Genomic DNA, 22593 nt, shown 5'->3' with positions numbered 1-22593 from the left:
TTATGATACTGGAAACGGGAAACTAGAAAATGATAGTTTTCTACAATCAATTTCACATACGGAAAATGTAGATTATGATATTATTACTAGTTGACTAACGTTTGGCTAACCGTTGAGGGTGAAGTAGAATCAGTCACTATTGATGCCGAGAAGAAAATTAATTTTTACGATGAATTCCGGTTGGATGCAGAGGTTAAAATTACATATCACGATCATAGAAAGAACAAAAATAAGTGATAATGAGGTGTCATAGGTGAGTGAGATTCTTAGAGAATATCAAAATACAAAATTGTTGCTTGAGATGAGTCTTGTGGATGGTGAATATGACTTCACATCGTCTATTATCGCAGCTCTAAATCAAGCAGAATTAGAAATAAATAATTTAGATGAAACAATTGAGTCAATTCAATGCTTAAAGCCTAATTGTGACAAAGTGGACTATATATTAGCTGCGAGTTCAGGTGCATTGTGCGGCATTATTGATATTTTCTTGGTTGGTAAACCTGGAGAATCACCCCTCGGGGGTATTACTGATAAATGGTTTGCTGATCGAACAACTGATTTTGCTAAAGTGTGCGGATGGAAAGATAAAGGAGAGAACTCTTCTTCTTCAGCAATCCGTTTTCTTGAAAATAAGTTTAAAATTCCATATGATCAGCGTGGAGCTGGTGATGCGGCAAGTTTTATTTTTGATTTAAATCCGACAAATCATCATTTTAAATCACTCGCACATAATCCTAGTTTGCTTGGTTTGTTCTTTTCCATATTAGACCAGTTTACTAATTCTTCGCATTTTATTTCCGGTGGTGAACTTATATCTTTAGCTGATGCAGATGGGAAATTCGAGTTAAGAGGAAACAACATACCTAGCAAATTATTCTGTGCATTTGCTAATTGGTTTGGTCATTTAATATCTGATATGTCAGGCTCATCAGGTAGCAAGGGCCGTGGAATGGGGATTCCTTCTCCTTTATGGACATGGACAAATGATATTATTGCATTAAAAAGGTCTTTGAATCTTCCTGTGTCACAGTTTGATAACTCAATAAACGAGCTAGCTATAAATATATATAATGAAGGATATGATGCTCGATTCCAGTCGACTCAAGCCATTCCAGTTTTTATAAACGAGATGTTCGTTCGACTTGTTTTTGCTATCAGAAGACTTATAAAATATTTTGCTGAAACAGATAAAGAAACTCGTTCGTTTTCACTTATGTGGAAAAAGTGTGAGCCTTTTTCAAATCCAACTATTAAAAGAATGTTGACTGTAGCACATGGGACGTTTTGCCTTATAGATATAGGGGATGCTACTGTTCGTGGTTTTGTAACAGATGCAGGATCTTTTAATCCGACTGAGTTTTTCTTGCGTCTTAACATCGTAGGGGTGGGACGACTTACTATTTCCTTATACGGTGAAGTTAAGCGTGAAATTGGCAAACAAAAAACAGAAAGAGAAATAATCTTTGCGAGAAGAAAAAAATTAGTTGTAGAAAATTATATTGAGGGACTTAAACTATTATCGGAATTATATGAGGATAGAAGTCTTTTGAACTTTATAACTGATTTCAAGAATAGTGATATGTATATACACGCTTTTGAAAAATCTGTTGTGTTAGCTAAAAAGAGAAATGTGCCAAATAATGAAATACTGAAAAATAAGATGGAAATAGACTCCTATTTTTTGGGAGGGAATAAAACGTGAGTAAGAAGAAATCAAATTTACAGATTGCTCAAGAACAAGCTGAATCCGCCATCAAAAAGACAAATGATAAAATAGAGGAGCTTGGAAAATATACTAGCAATCTATATACTTCACTAAACGATATTCAGGAGCTATTTGATAAAATTAGAAACGTGCCGAGTCAGAAACACTTGGAGTATAAAAAACTAAAAGAAGTTCGTTTGAATTGGAAACATCAGGCTGAAAAAATCGAGTCAGATTATAAAAATGCTGTCGCCAAGAATGCTGGAAAAGGTGTAGCAGGTGTTGGTGCAGGGGTTGCAGTAGCCGCCCTTGGTCCTACTGCAGCAATGGGAATTGCTACAACTTTCGGTGTTGCATCAACAGGTACGGCTATAACCGCTTTAAGTGGTGCTGCAGCCACTAATGCAGCATTAGCGTGGTTAGGTGGTGGAGCACTTGCAGCAGGTGGTGGCGGTATGGCAGCCGGAAATGCTTTCTTAGCCCTTGCTGGACCTGTTGGTTGGGCAATTGCAGGCATTGCACTTTTGGGTAGTGGACTTCTTTTTTGGAAGACTAAAAGCGATAAGAATCGACTTGAAAACATATTTACATTGATAAGTAAGCGAGATAAAAAGTCATATGAACTTGCAATTGTCGAGCTTAATGAACGCATATCTCGTATAAAAGGCGAAAGTGTTAAACTCAACGATGCGATTGAAAAGATAGAATCATTTGGAGTGGATTATAATCAAATGACCGAAACTCAGCAGTATGAATTAGGAGCTTATGTGAATTTGATGTCAGCATCAACACAATTGCTTGTTAATCCGATATTAGGTTTGCAACCAAAGTATACTGAAGAAGACTTCAGCAAATTTATTTCTGAAGGTAACGGAAAAGCAAATGAAGTTTTATGTTCCTCACATAAAGATTTGATAATCGCATTATCTAATCTTTTATATAAAATTGAATTAGATGATATGGATAAAAAACTTTTGTGGAAGTCCTTTAAAAAGAACAAGAAGTTCTTATCATCAATGAATATCTCGAAGAAAGAGTTTGATGTTAAAATTCTTGATATAGTTTGCGAGGCTCTTTATTTTAGGGTCTGTTAAACGTCAATATTGATATCTAGCAAAAAAGCGAACATCTGTCCTAAATGTTCATGTTCAAACTCTAAACATCGATTAAAATATTCTGTTAGCATAAACATAGGGACGGAGATAATGCTTCATTTCTTGAATGAGTTGTAGAATCATAAGAACCGTCCCTGCATTTACTTACCCATCAATCTTATTCGGATGGAAGTTCCTGATCATTAAGAGATACATAGACTTTGCTGTCACTATCATTGGCAAGGTCAGGCGCGATTTTTAACAGGCCAAGATCTAGTTGACCATCGAGTTTTTCAAGTGTTGTAAAGGCATCCATGATGGAAGCTTCTGATTCACTATAGTCGAGGTGAATCTTGCTTTCCACACCAATTGCTAGCGGATAATCTTGATCATATAAGTCGGTAATAACGACCGCTAGCAGTGCAAGTAGAGCAAATAGCGCACTCGCAACCACAACGATAATACGCTTATACATATTTCATTCCCCACATTCTTTTGACAAATAGGTTTCAAATATTTATGGATAAATTACTGTTTTACTAGATGTACAGGAACACCAAATCCTTCATTAACTTTCAGTATATTATGGATGGCATCCCGTTGTTTCCCTTCTGCATAGGTCACCATCACAAGCCCTCTTGTCTCGTCTTCCGAACACGGTTTCCCTACTTCAACTGTAATATCTGTATGTACCGCTGCAATTTTTTCTGCTAGTTCTTGATGCGTTGCAAGTGCATCTGTCGCTTCTTTTACGCTTGGAAGTTGGTTACATGGTGGATGTGTATCTTTTGAACCAATAGGAATCAGCCCGTTGGTATAAGCAAAAACACCAGCAATTACGACCATTCCTATTAAAATAAGACTTATTTTCTTAACCTTTGAATTCATTATGATCCTCCTTGATTAGTTTGGTCACTTTTAGGCATGTCAGTGGCCGAATTGTCCAAACCGACACGATGCTTCCTATCACAAGCGTCAATCATTTCTGCATCATGCGTGGATATAATAACTGTACGACCTTGTTTCGCAAAATCGGCGAACAAATCGATTACTTTGCGCCGATTCGCCGGATCTAGGGATGCAGTTGGCTCATCGACAAAAAGAATAGAAGCATCTTTATAAATAGCACGTGCTAATGCAAGACGTTGTTTTTCACCACCACTTAATCGTCCAGCGAGTTCATTTTCCCTCCCTTTTAGACCAGTTTTCGCTAGTGCTTGTCTCATTCTTTCCAAGTCTCCCGTAACACGACGTCCGAATAAACTTGCCTGCAACGTAACATTAAAGGCAACGGACTCTTCATCCATAATCCCATAATCCTGAAGGACAAATGCCGCGTAATCACGCCAAAAACGGCGCCGTTCTGCAGTGTTATATCCAGTGACATTCTTTCCATTAATTGACATACTCCCTCTATCGATTGGGAGCAATAAACCTAAGCAATGTAGGAGTGTAGTTTTACCACATCCGCTTGGACCAACAAGGGCTGTCATCTTTCCAGGTGTACATCGGACTGTCTCCCCATGAAGAACAGGCCTACTACCAATCGTTACTGAAATTCCATGTGCTTCAATCAACCTGTACACCCCCATTGATATACCAAGCTATCGAGGGCATCAACAACATAGATTTAATTATAATTAAAATAAGTTTCTTTATATGCTCAAGATTCGATTGTTTCACTATTTATTCCTCCTCCTAATTAATCTGTGTGTGTAGTAACTATTTCTTTCTTCCCCTCCACTACTCGTACATATCTTATTATAATTGGCATTTCAGATTAATCATGAGTATTTCTATTTATTTTGCGACAATAGTAGTTATTAATTACCAGTTTTACATTAATTTGGATATATTGAGGTTTTAATTTATGAATAGCATGATAATGGCGCCCAAGTGCATTGAAGTATTAACACTTATAAGAAATGGAGATTAACCCCAAATATTTCCATTAAAATAAGTAATACGTAATGCGTATGGAAGAAAGGTAAAGGGTAACTTGCAGGACACGCTTGCTTTTATTATTTTAGTGAAGATAATTTAGTGGGTTATAATGAATAAAATATACAATTTATTAAAGAATACTAAAATGATAATCACGTAGTTCTAAAATAATGTTTTATTTAATTCAGTTTTAGGAATGGAGAGAAGCTATTATGAGTGATTCCTACACTCTTACTGAATTAGCAATAGAAACTTTAAAGTCAGTTGGTAAACCATTATCAAGTATTGAGATATGGAAGGAAGCCGAAAAGCTTGATTTAACTAGGAGAACTAATTCTTCAGGTAAGACTCCATGGGCAACAATAGGTGCGAGAATATATACGGATATTAAAGATAATTCTGATACTCCTTTCGTACAGGTTAGTAAAAGGCCAGCAAAGTTCTTTATAAAGGATCAAAAAATCAATAATAGGGAATTAATTGCTGAAGTAGATAATGACATTCATAAGGAGGTACTAGAAACAGAAGCAATTTCTTTTTATGAACGGGATCTACATCCACTTCTTGCTAAATTTTTATATTCAAATACACATTTTGCATGTTTATCCAAAACAATTTATCATGAATCATCAAGGAAAAGCCAAAAAGGATATAATAAATGGCTCCATCCAGACATGGTGGGTGTTTATTTTCCTTTTAATGATTATTTAAAAGAAACACAAAGATTACAAGAATCATTCAAAATTAGTTCATTTAAGCTATTTTCCTTTGAGTTGAAGGTGAAAATTACATTCAGCAATTTAAGAGAATATTATTTTCAAGCTGTATCTAATTCGAGCTGGGCTAACGAGGGATATTTAGTAGCATTAGAAATTGACAGTGATCCTTTGTTAAAAGATGAATTGAGAAGATTAAATAATTCATTTGGAATAGGGGTTGTCATTTTAAATCCAGTTGAAATTGAGCAAAGTGACATCTTTTTACCTGCTAAAGCAAAGGAAGCTATTGATTGGGATACAATAGATAGATTAGCTGATGAGAATAAAGATTTTAAAAATTTTATATTAGATTTAACAGAGGATATACAATTAGGTAAGGTTAAAAGTAATTATGATAAACTTCTTTCAGACAATGAACTAGAAAATTATATAAAAGATAAAGGAATAAGAAATTTAGCAAAGTAGTAATTGTCCTAATTATATTTTGAAATAAATATTATTTTTGTCTTTATACCATTTATTGATAACTTTTTACAGCATGTTACTAAAGTGCTCTCCGTAGGGAAGCGCTTTTTATTGCTTATAAAAAGTTTATAGCAAAAAGGTTATAATTGAGGGCTCTCTTTGTTTGATTTCCTCGTACGACACCTGATCTGTATTGCCCCATTTCTTCCAAGAGACTTTATCATATTTGTGGTGCAGATAATACTTCCAGGGAGCAATACTACCAGGAGCATAGTTGTACGTACCCATGTTTATCGCATCTGTGATCATTTGACCTGTTTCCGTATTATAAACAACCTCAAAACGACCATCTGCTGATATAAACTTCTCATTATAAGATGCATCATAATCGTTTACTTCATATCGATGAAACTTTCCACTGAATAACTGCCATTTTCCACATGCTGCAAGTTCAACCATTTCCTCAAGTTGTTTAGGTGCCTCTCCATATTCATTCAGTTGATTTCGAAAATAATGGATCTCTTCAGTGATATAAGGGAGTTCTTTAACATGTTGATCAAATGTATCAAAAAACAAATTAAAATGCTTATGTCCATATAAATCCTCTTGTTTTTCTAGCAAATCATGCATCATACGTGTGAGGATGGCATGTGAGGCAATGGCTTCGGAATGGTCCCATGCATACCACTTGCTATGCTCCGACCGAATTTGATCGTATTGTTCTGAGAGGGCGGAAAAGTATGCTTCTGATAAGAAATCAGCTTCTATTTCTACCTGAACAGTAGGATATATTACGTTCATTTGAAAACGAATGTAACCATATATCAAAATCGCTAACACAAGAATAATTACAATCGATAACGACGACCGAAATGTGATAGATCTCTGGATTTCCAATTTCTCCTATTCCCCCAAATATGTAATTTGTTATCTTTTTTTCTAAACGTGGGGATCTGCTCATATAGATGCCTGTCTTTATTATAGATGCTTTTATAAAATTATACTATTTATATTAATCAGAAAATAAATTCAGTAGGATATTGAAGCTGCCATATGCACCTATGGCAAAGTCTCTATAAATGATGCAAGCTTTGGAAGCTCTTTTCACACAAATTCCGCAGTTTTTATCCTACTTATCCTATCAATACGCATTTCAAAGGTTAAAATCACCTTAATTCACATGGGAATTTCACCCATAGAATGATCACTTTTGGAGAACCTAACAATGAATTTATTCATCCAGGGAATTAAGTTAATAACCTATAGCAGGAAGAGGTAGAGAAGTAAAGGAGGATTATGATGGACATAAAGGCAGACGAATTACTGGATGCTAAGGGGCTAGCCTGTCCCATGCCAATTGTCAGAACAAAGAAAGCCATAACTAATTTAGAACCTGGACATGTCATCGAGATTCAAGCTACCGATAAAGGGTCAACTGCTGATCTGAAGGCATGGGCAGGTGGTACTGGTCATCAATATTTAGGGACTGTGGAAGATGGTGATGTTCTGAAGCATTATCTAAGAAAAGCATCAGATGATGAAACAAAAGAAGAAACGAAACATGAAGCTATATTAAATTTAGAAGAACTTCGCCAAAAAGTAGAAGGGGACGAATCCATTGCCATTTTGGACGTTCGTGAACCAGCTGAATTTGCTTTTGGTCACATTCCAGGAGCTTTGAATATACCTCTTGGAGAATTGGAAGAGCGTTTTAATGAGATAGCTCATGATAAAGAGCTTCATGTTATTTGTCGGACCGGAAGCCGTAGTGATTTAGCTGCACAAAAACTAGCTGAAATAGGCTTCATAAACGTTAAAAATGTCGTTCCAGGTATGAGTAATTGGGAAGGTCCGATAGAAAAAAAGTAAGTAACTCAAATTAACTAGGAGGATTTTACATGGCAAATACGAAAGTAGCAATTATTGCAGCAAATGGGAATCGATTCGATGCGTATAAAGTATTCAATATAGCGACTGCAGCGGCAGCCTCCGATGCAGAGGTAGGTATATTTTTTACTTTTGAGGGACTAAATCTAATTCATAAAGAAGCACATAAAAGCTTGCCACTACCAGAGGGAAAAGAGCATTTTCAAGAAGGATTTAAGCAAGCCAATGTACCTTCCATCGAGGAATTAGTAGGGATTGCACAGGAATTGGAAATTAAATTAATTGGCTGTCAAATGACAATGGATGTGATGAGCTTGGAGAAGGAAGCATTTATAGAGGGAATCGAAGTCGGTGGAGCGGCAACATTTATTGAATTTGCAAAGGACGCCAATATTACCCTGACATTTTAACGCTAGGAGGAATTATACATGGTCAAAATAATGACGACAAAAGAATTAGCAAGAAAAGTAAAAAAACATGAGGAGACGTTGATTTTAGATGTAAGGAACACCGATGATTTCGATAATTGGAAAATAGAAGGCGGAAAAGTTGAGGTGATGAATGAGCCGTATTTTAATTTACTGGATGGTGTTGACCCTGTTGTAGAGAAGCTGGAGATCGAGCAAGAGGTGATTGTAGTCTGTGCCAAAGGGGGCTCGTCTCAAATGGTTGCAGAACTACTTGAGGAAGCAGGGTACGAAAATGTATACAGTCTCGAAGGTGGAATGAAATCATGGAGTGAGCATTTGGAGCCGGTGAAGGTTGGTGAATTAAGTGGAGGAGGGACACTTTATCAATTTATCCGCCTAGGTAAAGGGTGTTTATCTTATTTTGTAGAAGCGAACGGCGAAGCAGCGATCATTGACACGAGTCGTATGACGGGCATTTATGAAGCTTTTGCCTCTGAAAAAGGAGTTACAATTAAATATGTTTTAGACACGCATCTCCATGCTGATCATATTTCAGGGGGACGTCAATTAGCAGAAAGAGTTGGAGGAACATATTATCTACCTCCAAAAGATGCGGAAGAAGTCACCTTTGATTATACACCTCTCGAAGAAGGCAAAGATATTAAAGTAGGTGACATTAGCATTCAACCAATTTATTCACCAGGTCATACCATTGGAAGTACGTCATTTATAATAGATGATCGCTATTTGCTAACTGGAGATATCCTTTTTGTGCGCTCAATTGGTCGTCCAGATTTAGCAGGTTTAGCAGAAGATTGGGTGGGGGATTTACGTAACACGCTTTATCATCGGTACAAAAATCTATCGATGGATTTTATCGTACTACCGGCCCATTATTCTTTTGCGGAGGAGCTAGGTGAGGGTGGCCAAGTATCAGCGAAGCTAGGAGAACTTTATCAACGGAATTCGGGTTTACGAGTAGAGGACGAGAATCAATTTAGAAAGATGGTAACGGAAAATTTACCACCACAGCCGAATGCTTATGAAGAAATTCGGAAAACAAATATGGGTAAAATTTCTCCAGAAGAGGAAAAGAAAAAAGAAATGGAAACAGGGCCAAACCGTTGTGCGGTTGAAAGGTAATAAACTCGATGGTTTATTCTCTTTTGAGTATAGATTGCTTGAGTAATATAGGTTTGGTTAACTCGTATATAACTGCCATGCCGACTTTAACGACGACGTCCTATTGTATAGTGCACTAACACGTCCTGTGTGTCTGAAAACCCCCGCTTCAAACCTTCAAGGTACAACCAAAGAGGTGTTGTGGGGGAAAGTGTAATCTTAGGTTAGCGACAACGATAAAATAATGGGTAGCGATTATAGATAGAAGAGACATAGGGTCTCTTTTTTTTAGTTTAAAATTATTTTTTCCTTTGAACAAGAAAAGTTGCATGACTTTCATCAAATTTTCACATTAGGTGGGTAAGATACAATTGGACAACATTTGGAAAGTGGGGAAACACAGTTGGCGGTAGCAAGTAAGTTAACAGCAATTGGAATTATGGCGCTTAGTCTGGCCATAGGATTTCTTTCCTTCTATTTACTTAGTGACTTAACAAAGGAGAAAAGAAAGCGGCATATAGAGGAATTAACCTCTCAATTCATAAACTTTGTAATTTTTATTTGGCTAGGAAAGATTGTTTTACATTTACCTATTTTTATATCGGATCCTTTATCCATCCTAACCTACCCTAGTGATTCGCAATCCTTTTATTTCGCTATCGTACTTATTTCTTTATTGCTTCTGTATAAAACGAAGCGGAAAAAATTAAACATACTTCCTTTTCTAGAATCTTTTATACATATTTTTCTAGTTGGTTCATTTGTTTATGAATTTATTCAATTTGTGGTAGAAGATAATCCATATGCTTTTGGGTATTTAATTTTACTAGCAGTTTTAATAGGAATGTTCTTTTTCCTTCAAGAGCGCCTTACTACCATGATGATAGTGATGGTAATGATGATTGTTTGGTCTGTTGGGTTGGTTGTTTTAGGATTTGTTCAACCTTTTGTGACGGTCTTTGGTTATATCATGGCACCGTGGTTTGTTGGATTGTTTTTCGTACTAAGTATGGGTACCTTACTTTAAAAATTGAAAGAGAGGGATGCTTAATGGGTGTTATTGAGACGGATACGATGCTATTAGTAGGAATGCTACTAGCAATAGGAGCAGGTGCATTATCTTTCTTGTCTCCCTGTGTTTTGCCAATTTTCCCAGCGTATATGTCTTACTTAACTGGAATTAGTGTAAATGAACTTCAAGGAAGTAAGAATAGTAGAATGGTGCGACATTTATTTGCTCATTCATTTTTCTTTCTAATGGCTGTTGCTCTCGTTTTTCTTAGTTTAGGTGCAAGTGCCTCTTTCTTAGGGCGATGGGCACAACAGCTTCTCATTGGAGACTCTGGGTTACTTATTCAGCGAATAGCAGGGGTTTTAATTATCGTAATGGGCTTATTTATAGCGGGGTGGATTCATATACCATCCCTAATGAAGGAACGACGCTTCCATTATACGAAAAAGCCCGTTGGCTATGCTGGAACATTCTTTATCGGATTAGGCTTTGCGGCTGGGTGGACACCTTGTATTGGCCCAATATTTGGCTCAATTTTACTTCTTGCGGCCAGTCATCCTGGTCAAGGGATTTTTTACACTTTGATGTATGTCGTTGGTTTTGCCATACCGTTTCTAATCTTAACATTTTTTATTGGCAAGACGAGATGGATTGTGCGACATAGTAGCGTCATTATGAAAATCGGCGCAATTATGATGATTATTATGGGATTTGTTTTATTCTTTGGATTAATGCCACGTATTTCCGGATTTCTACTTGATTTAGTGCGGGATACATGGTTAGCAAGATTAGGATAAAAAGTGGAGGTATGTTTGATGAAAAAATGGATGCTTATCGTAATAGTGGTTGGTATGTTAGGTTGGGCAATTTATGATTTTATCGACTCAAACGACCCGAATAAAAAATCTGTAGGTCAGTTTGAGAATGTAGCGGAAATAGAAGAAGTGGAAGCAGAGACGGAAAATGAAGAAGCGGAAGAACCTGTAGTCGGATTAGATGTTGGGAACAAGGCACCAGATTTTCAACTCGAAACGTTAACAGGTGAAAGTGTGAAGTTATCTGACTTTCACGGGAAACGTGTAATGATTAATTTTTGGGCAACATGGTGTCCACCTTGTCGAGCGGAAATGCCAGATATGGAAAAGTTTCATCAAGATAAGGATGTTATTATTTTAGCAGTTAATTTAACGGATTCGGAAACGACTGTAGATGATGTAGCGGACTTTTCGGATGAATATCAATTATCATTTCCAATTTTGTTGGATACGAATCTAGACGTAGCAAATCTGTATGCGATTCAACCAATTCCGACTTCATATATGGTTGATTCCAATGGGCTTATCAGCTACAAGGTATTTGGTGCGATGAATTATGATTTGATGGTACAAGAATTTGAGAAGATGGAGTAACGATTAGGTATAGTATAATGGCAATGAGGTGAGGAGATGAAACAAACCATTTTAGTTGTAGAAGACGATAAAATGATACGTGAGCTAATCAAAATTTATCTTGTAGAATCTGGCTATGATGTAGTGGAAGCGGAAGATGGAGAAGCAGCAAAGCAAGTCTTTTTAACGAAACACCCTTGCTTAATTATACTAGACTTAATGCTCCCTAAACTTAGTGGAGAAGAATTTTGTACATGGGTTCGCGCACAAGAACGAAATGAAGTATCTATTATTATACTATCTGCTAAATCACGTACGGAAGACAAAATAAATGGATTAAAAATTGGTGCAGATGATTATCTGGTTAAGCCGTTTGAACCAGAGGAACTTCTAGCTCACATCGAGGCGGTACTACGTCGAACAGGACAGTTTTGTCAAAAAATCACCTTTGATGGACTTTGTATTAAGCCCCGGAAAGGTGAGGTAGTCCTTTTTGATAAACAGTTACCATTAACCAATCATGAATTTAAACTATTATTTTATTTTATGGAAAATCCGAATACAGTCATCTCTAGAGAGAATCTTATGAATCAACTTTATCCTTATGCTGATAAAATTGTTCATGACCGAACTATTGATGCTCATATTAAGAAATTACGGAAAAAAATTGAAGAGAATCCTGCTGCACCGAAGCGGATTATTACTGTTCGAGGAATGGGGTATAAATTTGTTACGGAATAAAATGAAAAACGTACTTGTTCCTAAACAATTTCTTTTTCGCTTAACGTTTATTAATATATTGGTTATTACTGCCTTCGTTGGCCTAAGTAGTTGGGCAATTTATAATACGGCGTGCGTTCTTGCGGGTGGGATCGTCGCAATGAGTAATCCCAAGCAAGCTCAATTCGAGGCAACATTGCTTCAATACTTGTGGATCTTCAGTATCTCTACAATAATTATTGGAAGCCTTACCCACTTCTATTTAACGAAGAAGTTGATTCATCCATTGAGGGAATTAATTTATTCCACTAAAAAAATGAAGCATGGTGAATATCCTAAACCGATTACAGTGAAATCCGATGGAGAAATTGCAGAATTAGTTCATCACTTTAATGATTTAGTGAAACAGCTTGAGGAAAATGAGAAGCAACGGCGAAAACTCGTCTCCGATTTATCCCATGAATTTCGTACTCCTTTATCTAACTTGAATGGTTATCTCCGTGCATTACAAAGTGGAGTAGTTAAGGGAGATGAGAAGCTGTACCAATCTCTTTACGGGGAATCGAAGCGGCTCATTCAATTAGTAGAGCAAATGGAGCAATTGAAAGAATGGGATTACGTATCTACGCTAACTTTTTCTAAAAAGGAACCTATCGAGATAAATAAACTAGTGGACCAATCGGTAGAAATGTTTCGCTGGTCGATGGAACAATACAATATTGATGTTGAGGTAGCTGTTGAACCGAATTTGGTAATGGTTAATAGTGGGGCTATCACTCAAGTGATTAGTAATCTTTTGGATAATGCGATTCGGTATTATGAGGGAACGGGTCCAATTACGATAACAGGTGAAAACCATCAGTCAGTCTATATCCTATCCGTAACAGGCCCTAGTAAGCCAATTTCACTTGAGGAACAGGTAAAGGTCTTTGAACGTTTTTATCGCATTGACCATTCTAGGTCCAAAGAATTAGGAGGTTCTGGCTTAGGGCTCGCGATATCTAAAGAAATTATTGAACACCATCATGGTAAAATCGGTTTAACTTCTAATGGGAATGTGCATCGTTTTTGGTTTCAAATACCTCGTTGTGGTGGTGCTAAGAAGTGAGTTGTACCTAAGTTTCACGTGGCTGAGAATACAAAATAGTTGATGTTGGGATGGATGAACCTTGCGGGGTTGAGATGTTTCACCTAACTCATATCCACGCATCAATGACCAAGTGGTGGGCTTACGAATCAATGGATTGACTTTTTACCCCGCGGGGTATATTATAGGTCATGTAGCAGATTTTTCAACAATGAAGTGGGAAACATTCTCTCTATGTCGTTTTGAATAACGACTATTTTATTTTCGTAATAATATACCCTTATAGGTATATTCGGAGTGAAGTTAATAACATTATTTTTCAAAATAAATTAGACCCATAGGGGTAAATGGAGGTTTTATAATGTCAAATAAAGTAGCAATTATCGCATCAAACGGTGGATTGTTTGATGCATATAAAGTATTTAATATCGCAACAGCAGCAGCAGCTTCCGAAAAAGAGGTGCAAATCTTTTTTACTTTTGAAGGACTTAACTTAATTCATAAGCAGGCAATGCATGCATTAGAAATGCCAGCAGGAAAAGAACATTTTGCTGAAGGATTCGAAAAAGCAAACGTCCCTTCTATCCCTCAGTTAGTAGACATGGCGCAAGAACTTGGTGTTAAATTTATAGCTTGCCAAATGACAATCGATGTAATGGATCTTTCTAAAGAGGATTTCGTAGATGGAATTGAGGTTGGAGGAGCAGTAACTTTTCTAGAATATGCAAAGGATGCAACACCAACGTTAACCTTCTAATTTTATTTATATTTTTCATGCAGTGGGGCAATGCGCCACTGCAAAAAATGATCCAATCTAGACCTGGTTGGGTAATTTTGAAAAAGGGAGTGCGAAACATGACAAAACGAATTTTAGTTGTTGGTGGAGTAGCTGGCGGAGCATCGGCTGCTGCAAGGGTGAGAAGAATAGATGAACATGCTGAAGTTATCATGTTTGAAAGAGGACCACATGTATCCTTTTCTAACTGTTCATTACCCTATCATCTAAGTGGAATTGTGGAGAATAGTGAATCGTTAGTATTAATGAATCCGGAGACTTTTAAAAAACGGTTTAACATTGAAGCAAGAGTGAATAGTGAAGTGATTCAAATCAACCGTGAAAAGAAAACAATCTCCGTAAAAGATGTAACTTCAGATAAAATGTACGAAGAGGCTTATGATAAACTAGTTCTTTCTCCTGGTGCATCACCTATTCGTCCTAATCAGATCGAGGGTATTACCAACTCAAATGTATTTACCGTTCGCAATGTTATAGACATTGAACAACTAAATGCTTATGTGAAAAATCGTAATATCAAAGATGTTGCTGTAATTGGTGGAGGATTTATCGGTGTAGAAGTAGCGGAAAACCTTCGTTTAGCTAATTACAATGTATCTTTAGTAGAATTTGCAAATCAAATTATGACTCCATTTGATTATGATATGGCACAAATCCTCCATAAGGAAATGGTGGATCATGGGGTAAATCTAGTTGTAAATGATGGACTAGCTAGAATTGGGAATGGTTTTATTGAAACGCAATCAGGTAAGACAATTGATGCGCAAGCAGTTGTCCTAGCAATAGGTGTAAGACCTGAAACAAAGCTTGCAGAAGAGGCAGGCCTTGCAATCGGAGAAACAGGTGCGATTAAAGTGGACGGAAACTATCTAACAAATGATCCAGATATTTATGCAGTTGGGGATGCCATTGAAGTGTATCATCGCCTATTGCATAAGCCAACACGTTTAGCCTTAGCAGGACCAGCTCAAAAACAAGCAAGAGCTGCAGCTGACCATATGTATGGCATACCAAGTAAAAATCCAGGTGTCATTGGGTCATCTTCTGTTCACTTATTTGATTTGAACGTCGCATCAACAGGACTAAACGCAAGAACAGCTGAGGAAGCTGGATTCAGCTATAATTCTGTTTATATTTTGCCTGGTGATAAAGTAGGCTTAATGCCAAACAGTCATGTTATGTATTTTAAATTAGTCTATGAAACACCAACAGGGAAAATTTTAGGTGCACAGGCGATTGGGAAAGGGAATATCGATAAACGAATCGATGTGATTGCAACCATGATTTCGATGAATGGAACACTAGAAGATCTAAAAGACCTAGAATTAACATACTCTCCTATGCTTGGTACAGCTAAGGATGTTGTCAATCATGCTGCCTTAGTTGCTTTAAATCAATTATCTGGAACATATCGTGAAGTAAAAGTATCTGAAGTTCGCGAACTAGTGGAGAATAATGCTTTTATTATCGATGCTCGTGAAAAGAATGAATATAAAGCAGGACATTTAAAAAATGCCGTGAACATTCCACTGAGTGAATTTAGAGACAGACTGGGCGAAATTCCTAACGATCAACCGGTTTATATTCACTGTCGCTCCGGTCAACGAAGCTATAACATGGTAATGGCGCTACAAAATCTAGGATATAGTAACGTGGTTAATATCTCCGGTTCCTATTTAGGAATTAACTTATACGAGTATTTTAATGATTTGGTAACTAACAGACCTAAAATTGTTACAGAATATAATTTCAAATAATAGTCAGTGAATAGAGAGCTAGGAAGAATTTCTCTTACAAAAATCGAATGATAGGAGTATGAAAATGGGAATTATCGAATGGGTTTTATTAATTATTATTATTGCATTCTTTTTCAATCGTTTTATGCCAGTAAAAGGTATTACGAATATAAGTGTTCAAGAGGCAAAAGATAAATTTAAGGATAACAATGTACAATTCATTGATGTACGTACACCTGGTGAATATAAAGCAAATCATCGCAAGCCTTTTAAAAACATTCCACTTTCCAATCTTACTAGCAAAACAAGCTCTCTTGATAAAGAGAAAGAAGTAGTCGTCATTTGCCAAAGTGGCATGAGAAGTACAAAGGCTGCAAAAGTTCTTAAAAAACAAGGTTTCAAAAACATATCCAATGTAAAAGGCGGAATGGGTGCTTGGATATAAGAAAGGAAGACTAAGATGGCACAACAAGTTACACCGAAAGAAGTGGCGAAGCGTCTTCAAAGTGGGGAAGACGTAACAGTTATTGATGTTCGTGAAAGTAGTGAAGTTGCAACAGGGAAGATACCTGGTGCGACGCATATTCCGTTAGGACAACTTGCCTTACGTAAAGGAGAACTCGACAAAGCAAAAAACTATATTATTTCATGTCAATCCGGCAATCGTAGCAAGGCAGCTTGTGGGATTCTTGAAGCACTAGGTTTCAAGGTGGAGGACATGGTTGGCGGAATGAACAACTGGAGTGGTGAAACCGAGTAGTTGGCGTTGGTTAGTGAATTTTAAAAATGCAGGCAAGTACATTGGATCCATAAACGTAGCTTTAGGAGATGGTACAATTGTTTCACTATACCGTGGAAACATCAAAATCAATCGATGAAGCGATACAAGCTCTGGAAGAAAACTTAAAGGAAGAAAAGTTTGGTGTCCAGTGGCAGTTTCATGTGAAGGACACATTGAAAGATAAAGGATATGACTTAGACAAAGCCTTCACTATTCTTGAGGTATGTAATCCGAAAGAAGCACAAAATGTGTTAACCGCCAACCAACTTGTTGGATATTTTCTCCCCTGTAAGATTGTAGTATATGAAGATAATCATGGGAAAATAAACATAGGGATGCCTAAGCCAACAAGTCTCATTCAAATGGTAGAGGATGAATCTTTACAGGAAATTGCTATTGGGATTGAAAAACGATTAATTGCATGTATCGATAAGACGAAATAGAAGCAAGATGTCAGCAGTCTGAGATGGTTTCGGACTGCTCTAATAAAGGGAAATTGGAGTATACAATATGGATGAAAAAATTACGCTATACACGACTACCATGTGTCCAGTTTGTAGCATGGTTAGAAATTTTTTAACGAACATGGACTTGGAATATAAAGAAATTAATGTCGACCTTCATCCAGTAACACTTATTAAACTTATTGGAAAGACGAGAAGGTTTTCCGTCCCGCAAACAAACATAAATGGTGAATGGATTTTTGGATTTGATCCGGTTCGTATGTTGGAGGTAGTACATTTAAAAAGCAATTAGATCTTCTGTATGTTGTGGATTTCATGTGTTCATTCCCACGATGATTTTTTCTTCGTGGTAAATCTTCTAATATATTTTTGTAACCAATTCGTATTAATAGAAAGAAAGATACTGCATCTCTACTTCATTTGAACCCAATTCCTTTTCATATTACAATAAAGAAAATCACATAAGGGAGAATATATCATGGCTAAACATAAGATCTATACAATGAGTTTTGCAAAAGTCTATCCCCATTATGTTACGAAAGCGGAGAGAAAAGGGCGCACGAAAGCAGAAGTCGACGAAATTATCCGTTGGTTGACAGGGTATAGTCAGGAAGAATTGGAAGCGCAATTGGAAAAGGAGACCGATTTTGAGACGTTCTTTGCGGAAGCTCCCGATCTAAATCCTTCCCGCGATCTGATCAAAGGTGTGATTTGTGGTGTCCGAGTGGAGGACATTGAAGAACCAACGATGCAAGAAATTCGCTACATGGATAAGCTGATCGATGAGCTAGCAAAAGGAAAAGCAATGGAAAAGATTTTGAGAGCCTAAGGGGGCAATTCCATTTTGTATTTCTGAGAGTTAATGGTGATTGGCGGTGTATCCGCCCCCTTTAGCCCTATAACCTCTTATTTTTTGGAAGCCTTCTTCACGAACCTCTACTTACTCTATTTTCTTTCCACAATTTATCTGTTGCTATTTAAGAGAAAAATTATTAAAATTTACTGTAGTTTGGTAAAAACAATTTAGCATGGTATAAGTAAGGAGAAGCAGGGATATCTTTGCTTTTATTTTTTGTGTGGTTACATCATGAATTATATGGATGACCCAAAATGAGAGGATTTGAGTTTGATATGACAGATAATTTTTGGCGTGAATTACCACGACCGTTTTTTATATTGGCACCAATGGAAGATGTGACGGATGTTGTTTTCCGTCATGTTGTAAGTGAAGCAGCTAGACCCGATGTATTTTTTACAGAGTTTGCAAACACGGAAAGCTATTGTCATCCAGAGGGTACTCAAAGTGTGCGTGGGCGTTTGAATTTTACAGATGACGAACAACCAATGGTGGCGCATATTTGGGGGGACAAGCCTGAATATTTTCGCCAAATGAGTATCGGGATGGCGAAGGAAGGTTTTCGTGGTGTGGATATTAATATGGGCTGTCCAGCGCCGAATGTGGCACCAAAGGGCAAAGGTTGCGGCCTTATCCGTCGTCCTGATGTTGCAGCAGAACTCATACAAGCAGCGAAAGCAGGTGGATTACCTGTAAGTGTGAAGACAAGGCTTGGCTATACGGAAGTTGATGAATGGCGCGACTGGCTTACGCACATTTTGAAACAAGAGATCGTGAATCTATCCATCCACCTACGTACCAAAAAGGAAATGAGTAATGTGGATGCTCATTGGGAACTGATTCCGGAGATTAAAAAACTTCGTGATGAAGTGGCACCAGATACCCTTTTGACAATTAATGGGGATATTCCGGATCGGCAAACGGGCTTGGAGCTCGTTAATAAGTACGGTGTTGATGGGGTTATGATTGGGAGAGGTATTTTTAAAAATCCATTTGCCTTCGATAAAGAGGGGAAAGACCCTAGCAGCAAGGAATTACTTGATCTATTACGGTTCCATCTTGAACTGTATGACCACTATGCATCTGAGTTTGAAGCACGTCCATTCAAAACACTTCGTCGCTTTTTTAAGATCTATGTTCGTGGATTTCATGGGGCGAGTGAATTACGAAATCAATTGATGAGTACAGAGTCAACAGCTGAAGTACATGAATTGCTTGATCGTTTTAGTGAAGGAATGTCTTAAAAGATAGAGGAAGGTTTGCATAAGATAGCCTTTTTCTTAATGATTACGAAAAGAACCCAAACCGTGAATGGTTTGGGTTTTGTTATTTAGTACATTATTTAATTGTGACGACTCGTTCTCGAATTATTTAATAATAGGTGACAGCTAAAAGGTTGAAAAGATATTTTGCTAGGTATCATTCACTATAATATTTCAGAAATGTTAAAATATATACAGTTAGGAAAATTAGTAGTGGGAATAATAGTATTCCCAATTTTAGTATCATACGGTAATTTAGTAGAAACGTATGAAGGAGGAAATGTATTGCGATCTCACAAAGGACATATGGAAGCACAGGGTGTGACGGTTCCATTTACGATGTCAATAATCATTGGCTCAACGAAAAAGCTAGCAATTTTATTACCTGATAAGGAGTACACGTCCCAAGGTCCTCTGTTTTGGTATGCCAATCAAGTGTATTACGAAGCAGGGTTTGATACGCTTTGTTTTCATTATGCTACGCAAGATATTGACGAGCAAAAACTACCAGTGATTATAAATGAGATGATTGGATCTTTTTTGCAAAAGCAAGATTATGATTCCATCCATTTTGTTTCGATGGGAGTGGGTTCGACGATTACTGCTTATTTTCTTACCCATCAGGTTTATCCAACTGCACAAGCTGTTTGGTACTCGCCTTATATCCATGACCCAGATGTACTTCAGGCTTTATTGGACCGTCCAAATAAAGGGCTTATCTTTTTAGGAGAAGATGGTGACTTAATTGAGGAGGAAGGTGCTCAATTAATAGAGGAGCAGGACCATTTAATTGTTGCACATGTTGCTGGAGGTAACGAGTTTTTGGAAACGGAATGGAGCACGGAAAACTCTGTCAATGTGATGAGATCATTGGTGCAAATCGTACAAGAGTTTATTGAAGGAGGAGAGATAGAACTCATTGAGGAGAAAACGAAAATTATGGTTTACATTCGTTTTTATGGGGATGATTTCCCGTTGGAGGAGGTCACGGAAAAAATAGGTCTTGAGCCAACGAAGACGGAGAAAAAAGGGGAAGAGATGATTCCACCGAATGGAAGGGTCAATCCTAATTTCAGAAGGTATTATCCGGAAACTTGTTGGGAACTAAGTACGGAATATGAGGAGACCATTTTTTTTGAGGATCAAATGAATCAAATCATAGAGAAACTTCGAAGTAAGACCTTTGTAATCAATGAGCTACGCGAAAAATATGGATTAAAATCGCATGTTCAAGTTGTGCTTCAAGTGGAAAATGGGGAAACCCCAATCATTACGTTGGACAAGCGAATGATTCGCTTTGCTCATCAAATTGAGACGGAATATATTGGTTTCGACATGTATCTTATGCCTTATGATGAGAACTTGAGATTTGAGAGTGATGGCGTGACGTTTAAGGGGCGGAGATTGAGGTAGTTTTAATAGAATGATAAAGTGTTGATTCCATACCAACCATAGGAGGAACTATGTATACCATTGGCCAAGTAGCAGGATTTTTAGGTGTTTCTAGAGATACATTAAAGTATTACGAGGAAAAAGGGTTGGTTCAACCGAAACATGATGAAACGAATGGTTATCGAAAATATAATCAATTTGATATTCACGATGTGATAACAACAAATTTTTATAGAGAGCTAGATCTTGAAATTAAGAGAATCCAAGAAATAAAGAATAGTAACGAGATGGATGATCTTAAACATGTATTAGAAGAGAAGGAAGCGGAAATCTTAAAGGAGCTGGCGTACAAAAAACTTTTGTTAAAGAAAATTAAATCCGTAAAGGAAGACTGCGTAAAGATAAGAGAGCAACTTGGCAAGTATACGATTAAAGAAATGAAGCCATTAAAAGTAGAAGGGGAGCTATCTGACTATACTGCTTATAATGAATATGAAATTATAAGAAACAATACAGAAAAGATGAAGAAGGCTGTAACGCTAACAAGTGCTAGACGTGTGATCCATTTTGATTCAGACGAGATTAAAATGGATAAATTTATCGTTGTATCTAAACTAGATGATACGGCTCAAAACCATAATGGTGAAGTCCTTGCGCATCCCAAGTGTATTTATATGGTATTGGAAAATGGTAGAGCAGTAAATGGTGGTAAGAATATAGATGATGAAGTAGGAGAAAAACTATTCGAAATTGCTCGTGAGAATGGCTATGAATTACTCGGTATTGGGTACATCAACATTTTGTTGACTACATATGTAGAAGGGATTGAGAGGGTGTTCTTGGAAATGTATTGCCCGATCAAATAGGTGTTGAGGTGGGGGTTACCCACGGGTTTAAAATGAAGGCGTTCGTAATGTTTAGTAACGATTCATTTTTAAGGAGTGGTACCTCATGCGTGTAAAAAGGCTATTACAGAACCCATTAGTAAAATTTGTTATCTTAAGCTATGTCATCTTCCTAGTGTTCTTTACTGCAATTGGAATAGGAATGCTTGTAGGTGCGCCAGAGAGTATAACTACAATTCTACAAATCCTTTCTGCATGGTCATCAACATTTGCGTTTGTTATCTTGTTTCCTAAGATTTATCCAGGGCGAAAGTTAAAGGATTTTATAAAAGAACTATTTGCACAAAAACTCAAGCTCTCTGTATTTTTCTGTGTAGTTTTTGTCCAACTGATGATTATCGTTGGAACGATCATTCTGTTAACGAATACAACCGATACGCAGGTTACAGCATCATTTACAGGTTTTGGATTACTGTTTCTTGCATTTATTGATAATCTAGTAAGAGGACCATTAGGAGAAGAGTTAGGGTGGAGAGGGTATGCATTAAATGAATTGCAAAAGCGGTACTCCCCATTGAAAGCAGCTTTACTTGTCGGTGTTTTATGGGGGTTTTGGCATACACCACTTTGGTTTGCCTCGGGTTATACCGGTGTGGAATTAATCAAGTACATCGCACTTTTTATGATCGGGATTGTGTCTTTTTCTATTTTTGTTACGTTGTTTTACAACCTAAATAAGAATCTCGTGATACCAATTGTTAGTCACCAAATATTTAATTTTTCTCTCGTAGTAATGAAGGGCGAGTTATTAGATATACTTGAATATGTTATGCTTTTTTATTTCCTCGTTGCATTCATCGTAATTGTTATAAACCCTAAGAAAATTTTATATCAATAGGAGTGTA

Annotated in this window: 26 protein-coding genes; 22 read left to right on the top strand and 4 right to left on the bottom strand. The window is 37.1% G+C overall.

What is annotated here, in order from left to right:
- Positions 1-253 precede the first annotated feature (253 nt).
- Both BMX40_RS13410 and BMX40_RS13405 read left to right on the top strand, forming a co-directional pair.
- Positions 254-1705 (top strand): hypothetical protein, encoded by a 1452-nt coding sequence (locus tag BMX40_RS13410; RefSeq protein WP_211753628.1) that lies wholly within the window; start codon positions 254-256, stop codon positions 1703-1705.
- Positions 1702-2802 carry a hypothetical protein gene (locus BMX40_RS13405; RefSeq protein ID WP_090870757.1) on the top strand — a complete coding sequence of 367 codons (1101 nt, stop codon included), beginning with the start codon at positions 1702-1704 and terminating at the stop codon, positions 2800-2802. The genes BMX40_RS13410 and BMX40_RS13405 overlap by 4 nt, the downstream gene beginning before the upstream one ends.
- Before the next feature lie 178 nt (positions 2803-2980).
- On the opposite strand, the gene BMX40_RS13400 is transcribed toward BMX40_RS13405, so the two are convergent.
- The 3 genes from BMX40_RS13400 to BMX40_RS13390 are packed head-to-tail and all read right to left on the bottom strand — an operon-like array spanning position 2981 to position 4394.
- A complete protein-coding gene (locus tag BMX40_RS13400; protein WP_090870755.1) occupies positions 2981-3277 on the bottom strand; it encodes a hypothetical protein in 297 nt (98 codons plus the stop codon).
- 53 nt (positions 3278-3330) lie between these two features.
- Positions 3331-3690, bottom strand: coding sequence for a hypothetical protein (locus tag BMX40_RS13395; protein ID WP_090870753.1), 360 nt, complete (start codon positions 3688-3690; stop codon positions 3331-3333).
- The gene (locus tag BMX40_RS13390; RefSeq protein WP_090870751.1) at positions 3690-4394 is read right to left on the bottom strand and encodes an ABC transporter ATP-binding protein; all 705 of its coding nucleotides are present in this window, start codon (positions 4392-4394) and stop codon (positions 3690-3692) included. The genes BMX40_RS13395 and BMX40_RS13390 overlap by 1 nt, the downstream gene beginning before the upstream one ends.
- A gap of 564 nt (positions 4395-4958) precedes the next feature.
- On the opposite strand from BMX40_RS13390, the gene BMX40_RS13385 reads away from it, so the two are divergent.
- A complete protein-coding gene (locus tag BMX40_RS13385; RefSeq protein ID WP_090870749.1) occupies positions 4959-5930 on the top strand; it encodes a COG2958 family protein in 972 nt (323 codons plus the stop codon).
- A 126-nt stretch (positions 5931-6056) separates the two neighbouring features.
- Here BMX40_RS13385 and BMX40_RS13380 read toward each other — a convergent pair whose 3' ends face one another.
- Positions 6057-6731 carry a hypothetical protein gene (locus BMX40_RS13380; protein WP_211753627.1) on the bottom strand — a complete coding sequence of 225 codons (675 nt, stop codon included), beginning with the start codon at positions 6729-6731 and terminating at the stop codon, positions 6057-6059.
- A gap of 498 nt (positions 6732-7229) precedes the next feature.
- Between BMX40_RS13380 and BMX40_RS13375 the strand changes: the two genes are divergently transcribed.
- From BMX40_RS13375 to BMX40_RS13285, 19 genes are all read left to right on the top strand, one after another.
- Positions 7230-7799: a sulfurtransferase TusA family protein gene (locus BMX40_RS13375; protein WP_090870747.1), complete on the top strand. Its 570-nt coding sequence runs from the start codon at positions 7230-7232 to the stop codon at positions 7797-7799.
- A 29-nt stretch (positions 7800-7828) separates the two neighbouring features.
- Positions 7829-8227, top strand: a complete 399-nt coding sequence (locus tag BMX40_RS13370) for a DsrE/DsrF/DrsH-like family protein (RefSeq protein WP_090870745.1) — start codon at positions 7829-7831, stop codon at positions 8225-8227.
- 18 nt (positions 8228-8245) lie between these two features.
- Positions 8246-9370 (top strand): MBL fold metallo-hydrolase, encoded by a 1125-nt coding sequence (locus BMX40_RS13365; RefSeq protein WP_090870743.1) that lies wholly within the window; start codon positions 8246-8248, stop codon positions 9368-9370.
- Positions 9371-9752: 382 nt separating this feature from the next.
- The gene (locus BMX40_RS13360; protein ID WP_090870777.1) at positions 9753-10376 is read left to right on the top strand and encodes a hypothetical protein; all 624 of its coding nucleotides are present in this window, start codon (positions 9753-9755) and stop codon (positions 10374-10376) included.
- Positions 10377-10399: 23 nt separating this feature from the next.
- Positions 10400-11158, top strand: a complete 759-nt coding sequence (locus BMX40_RS13355; protein WP_090870741.1) for a cytochrome c biogenesis CcdA family protein — start codon at positions 10400-10402, stop codon at positions 11156-11158.
- A gap of 18 nt (positions 11159-11176) precedes the next feature.
- Positions 11177-11770 carry a redoxin domain-containing protein gene (locus BMX40_RS13350; RefSeq protein ID WP_090870738.1) on the top strand — a complete coding sequence of 198 codons (594 nt, stop codon included), beginning with the start codon at positions 11177-11179 and terminating at the stop codon, positions 11768-11770.
- Positions 11771-11806: 36 nt separating this feature from the next.
- Positions 11807-12490, top strand: a complete 684-nt coding sequence (locus BMX40_RS13345) for a response regulator transcription factor (protein ID WP_090870736.1) — start codon at positions 11807-11809, stop codon at positions 12488-12490.
- A gap of 1 nt (position 12491) precedes the next feature.
- On the top strand, positions 12492-13577 hold the full coding sequence (locus BMX40_RS13340; protein ID WP_244513551.1) for a sensor histidine kinase: 1086 nt from the start codon (positions 12492-12494) through the stop codon (positions 13575-13577).
- Positions 13578-13917: 340 nt separating this feature from the next.
- On the top strand, positions 13918-14313 hold the full coding sequence (locus tag BMX40_RS13335) for a DsrE/DsrF/DrsH-like family protein (RefSeq protein ID WP_090870732.1): 396 nt from the start codon (positions 13918-13920) through the stop codon (positions 14311-14313).
- 98 nt (positions 14314-14411) lie between these two features.
- Entirely contained in the window at positions 14412-16109 is a 1698-nt protein-coding gene (locus tag BMX40_RS13330; protein WP_090870730.1) for an FAD-dependent oxidoreductase, read from the top strand.
- A 64-nt stretch (positions 16110-16173) separates the two neighbouring features.
- Positions 16174-16533 carry a rhodanese-like domain-containing protein gene (locus BMX40_RS13325; protein ID WP_090870728.1) on the top strand — a complete coding sequence of 120 codons (360 nt, stop codon included), beginning with the start codon at positions 16174-16176 and terminating at the stop codon, positions 16531-16533.
- A gap of 15 nt (positions 16534-16548) precedes the next feature.
- Positions 16549-16848, top strand: a complete 300-nt coding sequence (locus tag BMX40_RS13320) for a rhodanese-like domain-containing protein (protein ID WP_090870726.1) — start codon at positions 16549-16551, stop codon at positions 16846-16848.
- A 77-nt stretch (positions 16849-16925) separates the two neighbouring features.
- Positions 16926-17312, top strand: a complete 387-nt coding sequence (locus BMX40_RS13315; RefSeq protein WP_090870725.1) for a DUF302 domain-containing protein — start codon at positions 16926-16928, stop codon at positions 17310-17312.
- Positions 17313-17379: 67 nt separating this feature from the next.
- Positions 17380-17625: a glutaredoxin family protein gene (locus BMX40_RS13310; RefSeq protein WP_090870723.1), complete on the top strand. Its 246-nt coding sequence runs from the start codon at positions 17380-17382 to the stop codon at positions 17623-17625.
- 186 nt (positions 17626-17811) lie between these two features.
- Positions 17812-18162: a DUF2200 domain-containing protein gene (locus BMX40_RS13305; RefSeq protein ID WP_090870721.1), complete on the top strand. Its 351-nt coding sequence runs from the start codon at positions 17812-17814 to the stop codon at positions 18160-18162.
- Between the two features lie 302 nt (positions 18163-18464).
- Positions 18465-19433: a tRNA dihydrouridine synthase gene (locus tag BMX40_RS13300; RefSeq protein ID WP_090870775.1), complete on the top strand. Its 969-nt coding sequence runs from the start codon at positions 18465-18467 to the stop codon at positions 19431-19433.
- A 303-nt stretch (positions 19434-19736) separates the two neighbouring features.
- Entirely contained in the window at positions 19737-20864 is a 1128-nt protein-coding gene (locus BMX40_RS13295) for a DUF4279 domain-containing protein (RefSeq protein WP_170840794.1), read from the top strand.
- 50 nt (positions 20865-20914) lie between these two features.
- Positions 20915-21709 carry a MerR family transcriptional regulator gene (locus tag BMX40_RS13290; RefSeq protein WP_090870718.1) on the top strand — a complete coding sequence of 265 codons (795 nt, stop codon included), beginning with the start codon at positions 20915-20917 and terminating at the stop codon, positions 21707-21709.
- An 85-nt stretch (positions 21710-21794) separates the two neighbouring features.
- Positions 21795-22586: a CPBP family intramembrane glutamic endopeptidase gene (locus tag BMX40_RS13285; protein ID WP_090870716.1), complete on the top strand. Its 792-nt coding sequence runs from the start codon at positions 21795-21797 to the stop codon at positions 22584-22586.
- Positions 22587-22593: the final 7 nt, after the last annotated feature.

Origin of the sequence: Oceanobacillus limi (assembly GCF_900111445.1) — a bacterium.
Taxonomy (GTDB): domain Bacteria; phylum Bacillota; class Bacilli; order Bacillales; family Amphibacillaceae; genus Ornithinibacillus; species Ornithinibacillus limi.
This window is presented reverse-complemented; position numbering and strand designations above follow the sequence as displayed.

Excerpts from the sequence above, each read along its gene's own strand:
- BMX40_RS13335 (WP_090870732.1), top strand. The coding sequence starts at position 13,918 with ATGTCAAATAAAGTAGCAATTATCGCATCAAACGGTGGATTGTTTGAT.
- BMX40_RS13380 (WP_211753627.1), bottom strand. The coding sequence starts at position 6,731 with ATGAACGTAATATATCCTACTGTTCAGGTAGAAATAGAAGCTGATTTC.
- BMX40_RS13345 (WP_090870736.1), top strand. The coding sequence starts at position 11,807 with ATGAAACAAACCATTTTAGTTGTAGAAGACGATAAAATGATACGTGAG.
- BMX40_RS13395 (WP_090870753.1), bottom strand. The coding sequence starts at position 3,690 with ATGAATTCAAAGGTTAAGAAAATAAGTCTTATTTTAATAGGAATGGTC.
- BMX40_RS13300 (WP_090870775.1), top strand. The coding sequence starts at position 18,465 with ATGACAGATAATTTTTGGCGTGAATTACCACGACCGTTTTTTATATTG.
- BMX40_RS13290 (WP_090870718.1), top strand. The coding sequence starts at position 20,915 with ATGTATACCATTGGCCAAGTAGCAGGATTTTTAGGTGTTTCTAGAGAT.
- BMX40_RS13325 (WP_090870728.1), top strand. The coding sequence starts at position 16,174 with ATGGGAATTATCGAATGGGTTTTATTAATTATTATTATTGCATTCTTT.
- BMX40_RS13330 (WP_090870730.1), top strand. The coding sequence starts at position 14,412 with ATGACAAAACGAATTTTAGTTGTTGGTGGAGTAGCTGGCGGAGCATCG.
- BMX40_RS13355 (WP_090870741.1), top strand. The coding sequence starts at position 10,400 with ATGGGTGTTATTGAGACGGATACGATGCTATTAGTAGGAATGCTACTA.
- BMX40_RS13365 (WP_090870743.1), top strand. The coding sequence starts at position 8,246 with ATGGTCAAAATAATGACGACAAAAGAATTAGCAAGAAAAGTAAAAAAA.
- BMX40_RS13310 (WP_090870723.1), top strand. The coding sequence starts at position 17,380 with ATGGATGAAAAAATTACGCTATACACGACTACCATGTGTCCAGTTTGT.
- BMX40_RS13285 (WP_090870716.1), top strand. The coding sequence starts at position 21,795 with ATGCGTGTAAAAAGGCTATTACAGAACCCATTAGTAAAATTTGTTATC.
- BMX40_RS13350 (WP_090870738.1), top strand. The coding sequence starts at position 11,177 with ATGAAAAAATGGATGCTTATCGTAATAGTGGTTGGTATGTTAGGTTGG.
- BMX40_RS13340 (WP_244513551.1), top strand. The coding sequence starts at position 12,492 with ATGAAAAACGTACTTGTTCCTAAACAATTTCTTTTTCGCTTAACGTTT.
- BMX40_RS13320 (WP_090870726.1), top strand. The coding sequence starts at position 16,549 with ATGGCACAACAAGTTACACCGAAAGAAGTGGCGAAGCGTCTTCAAAGT.
- BMX40_RS13400 (WP_090870755.1), bottom strand. The coding sequence starts at position 3,277 with ATGTATAAGCGTATTATCGTTGTGGTTGCGAGTGCGCTATTTGCTCTA.
- BMX40_RS13305 (WP_090870721.1), top strand. The coding sequence starts at position 17,812 with ATGGCTAAACATAAGATCTATACAATGAGTTTTGCAAAAGTCTATCCC.
- BMX40_RS13385 (WP_090870749.1), top strand. The coding sequence starts at position 4,959 with ATGAGTGATTCCTACACTCTTACTGAATTAGCAATAGAAACTTTAAAG.
- BMX40_RS13390 (WP_090870751.1), bottom strand. The coding sequence starts at position 4,394 with ATGGGGGTGTACAGGTTGATTGAAGCACATGGAATTTCAGTAACGATT.
- BMX40_RS13370 (WP_090870745.1), top strand. The coding sequence starts at position 7,829 with ATGGCAAATACGAAAGTAGCAATTATTGCAGCAAATGGGAATCGATTC.
- BMX40_RS13375 (WP_090870747.1), top strand. The coding sequence starts at position 7,230 with ATGGACATAAAGGCAGACGAATTACTGGATGCTAAGGGGCTAGCCTGT.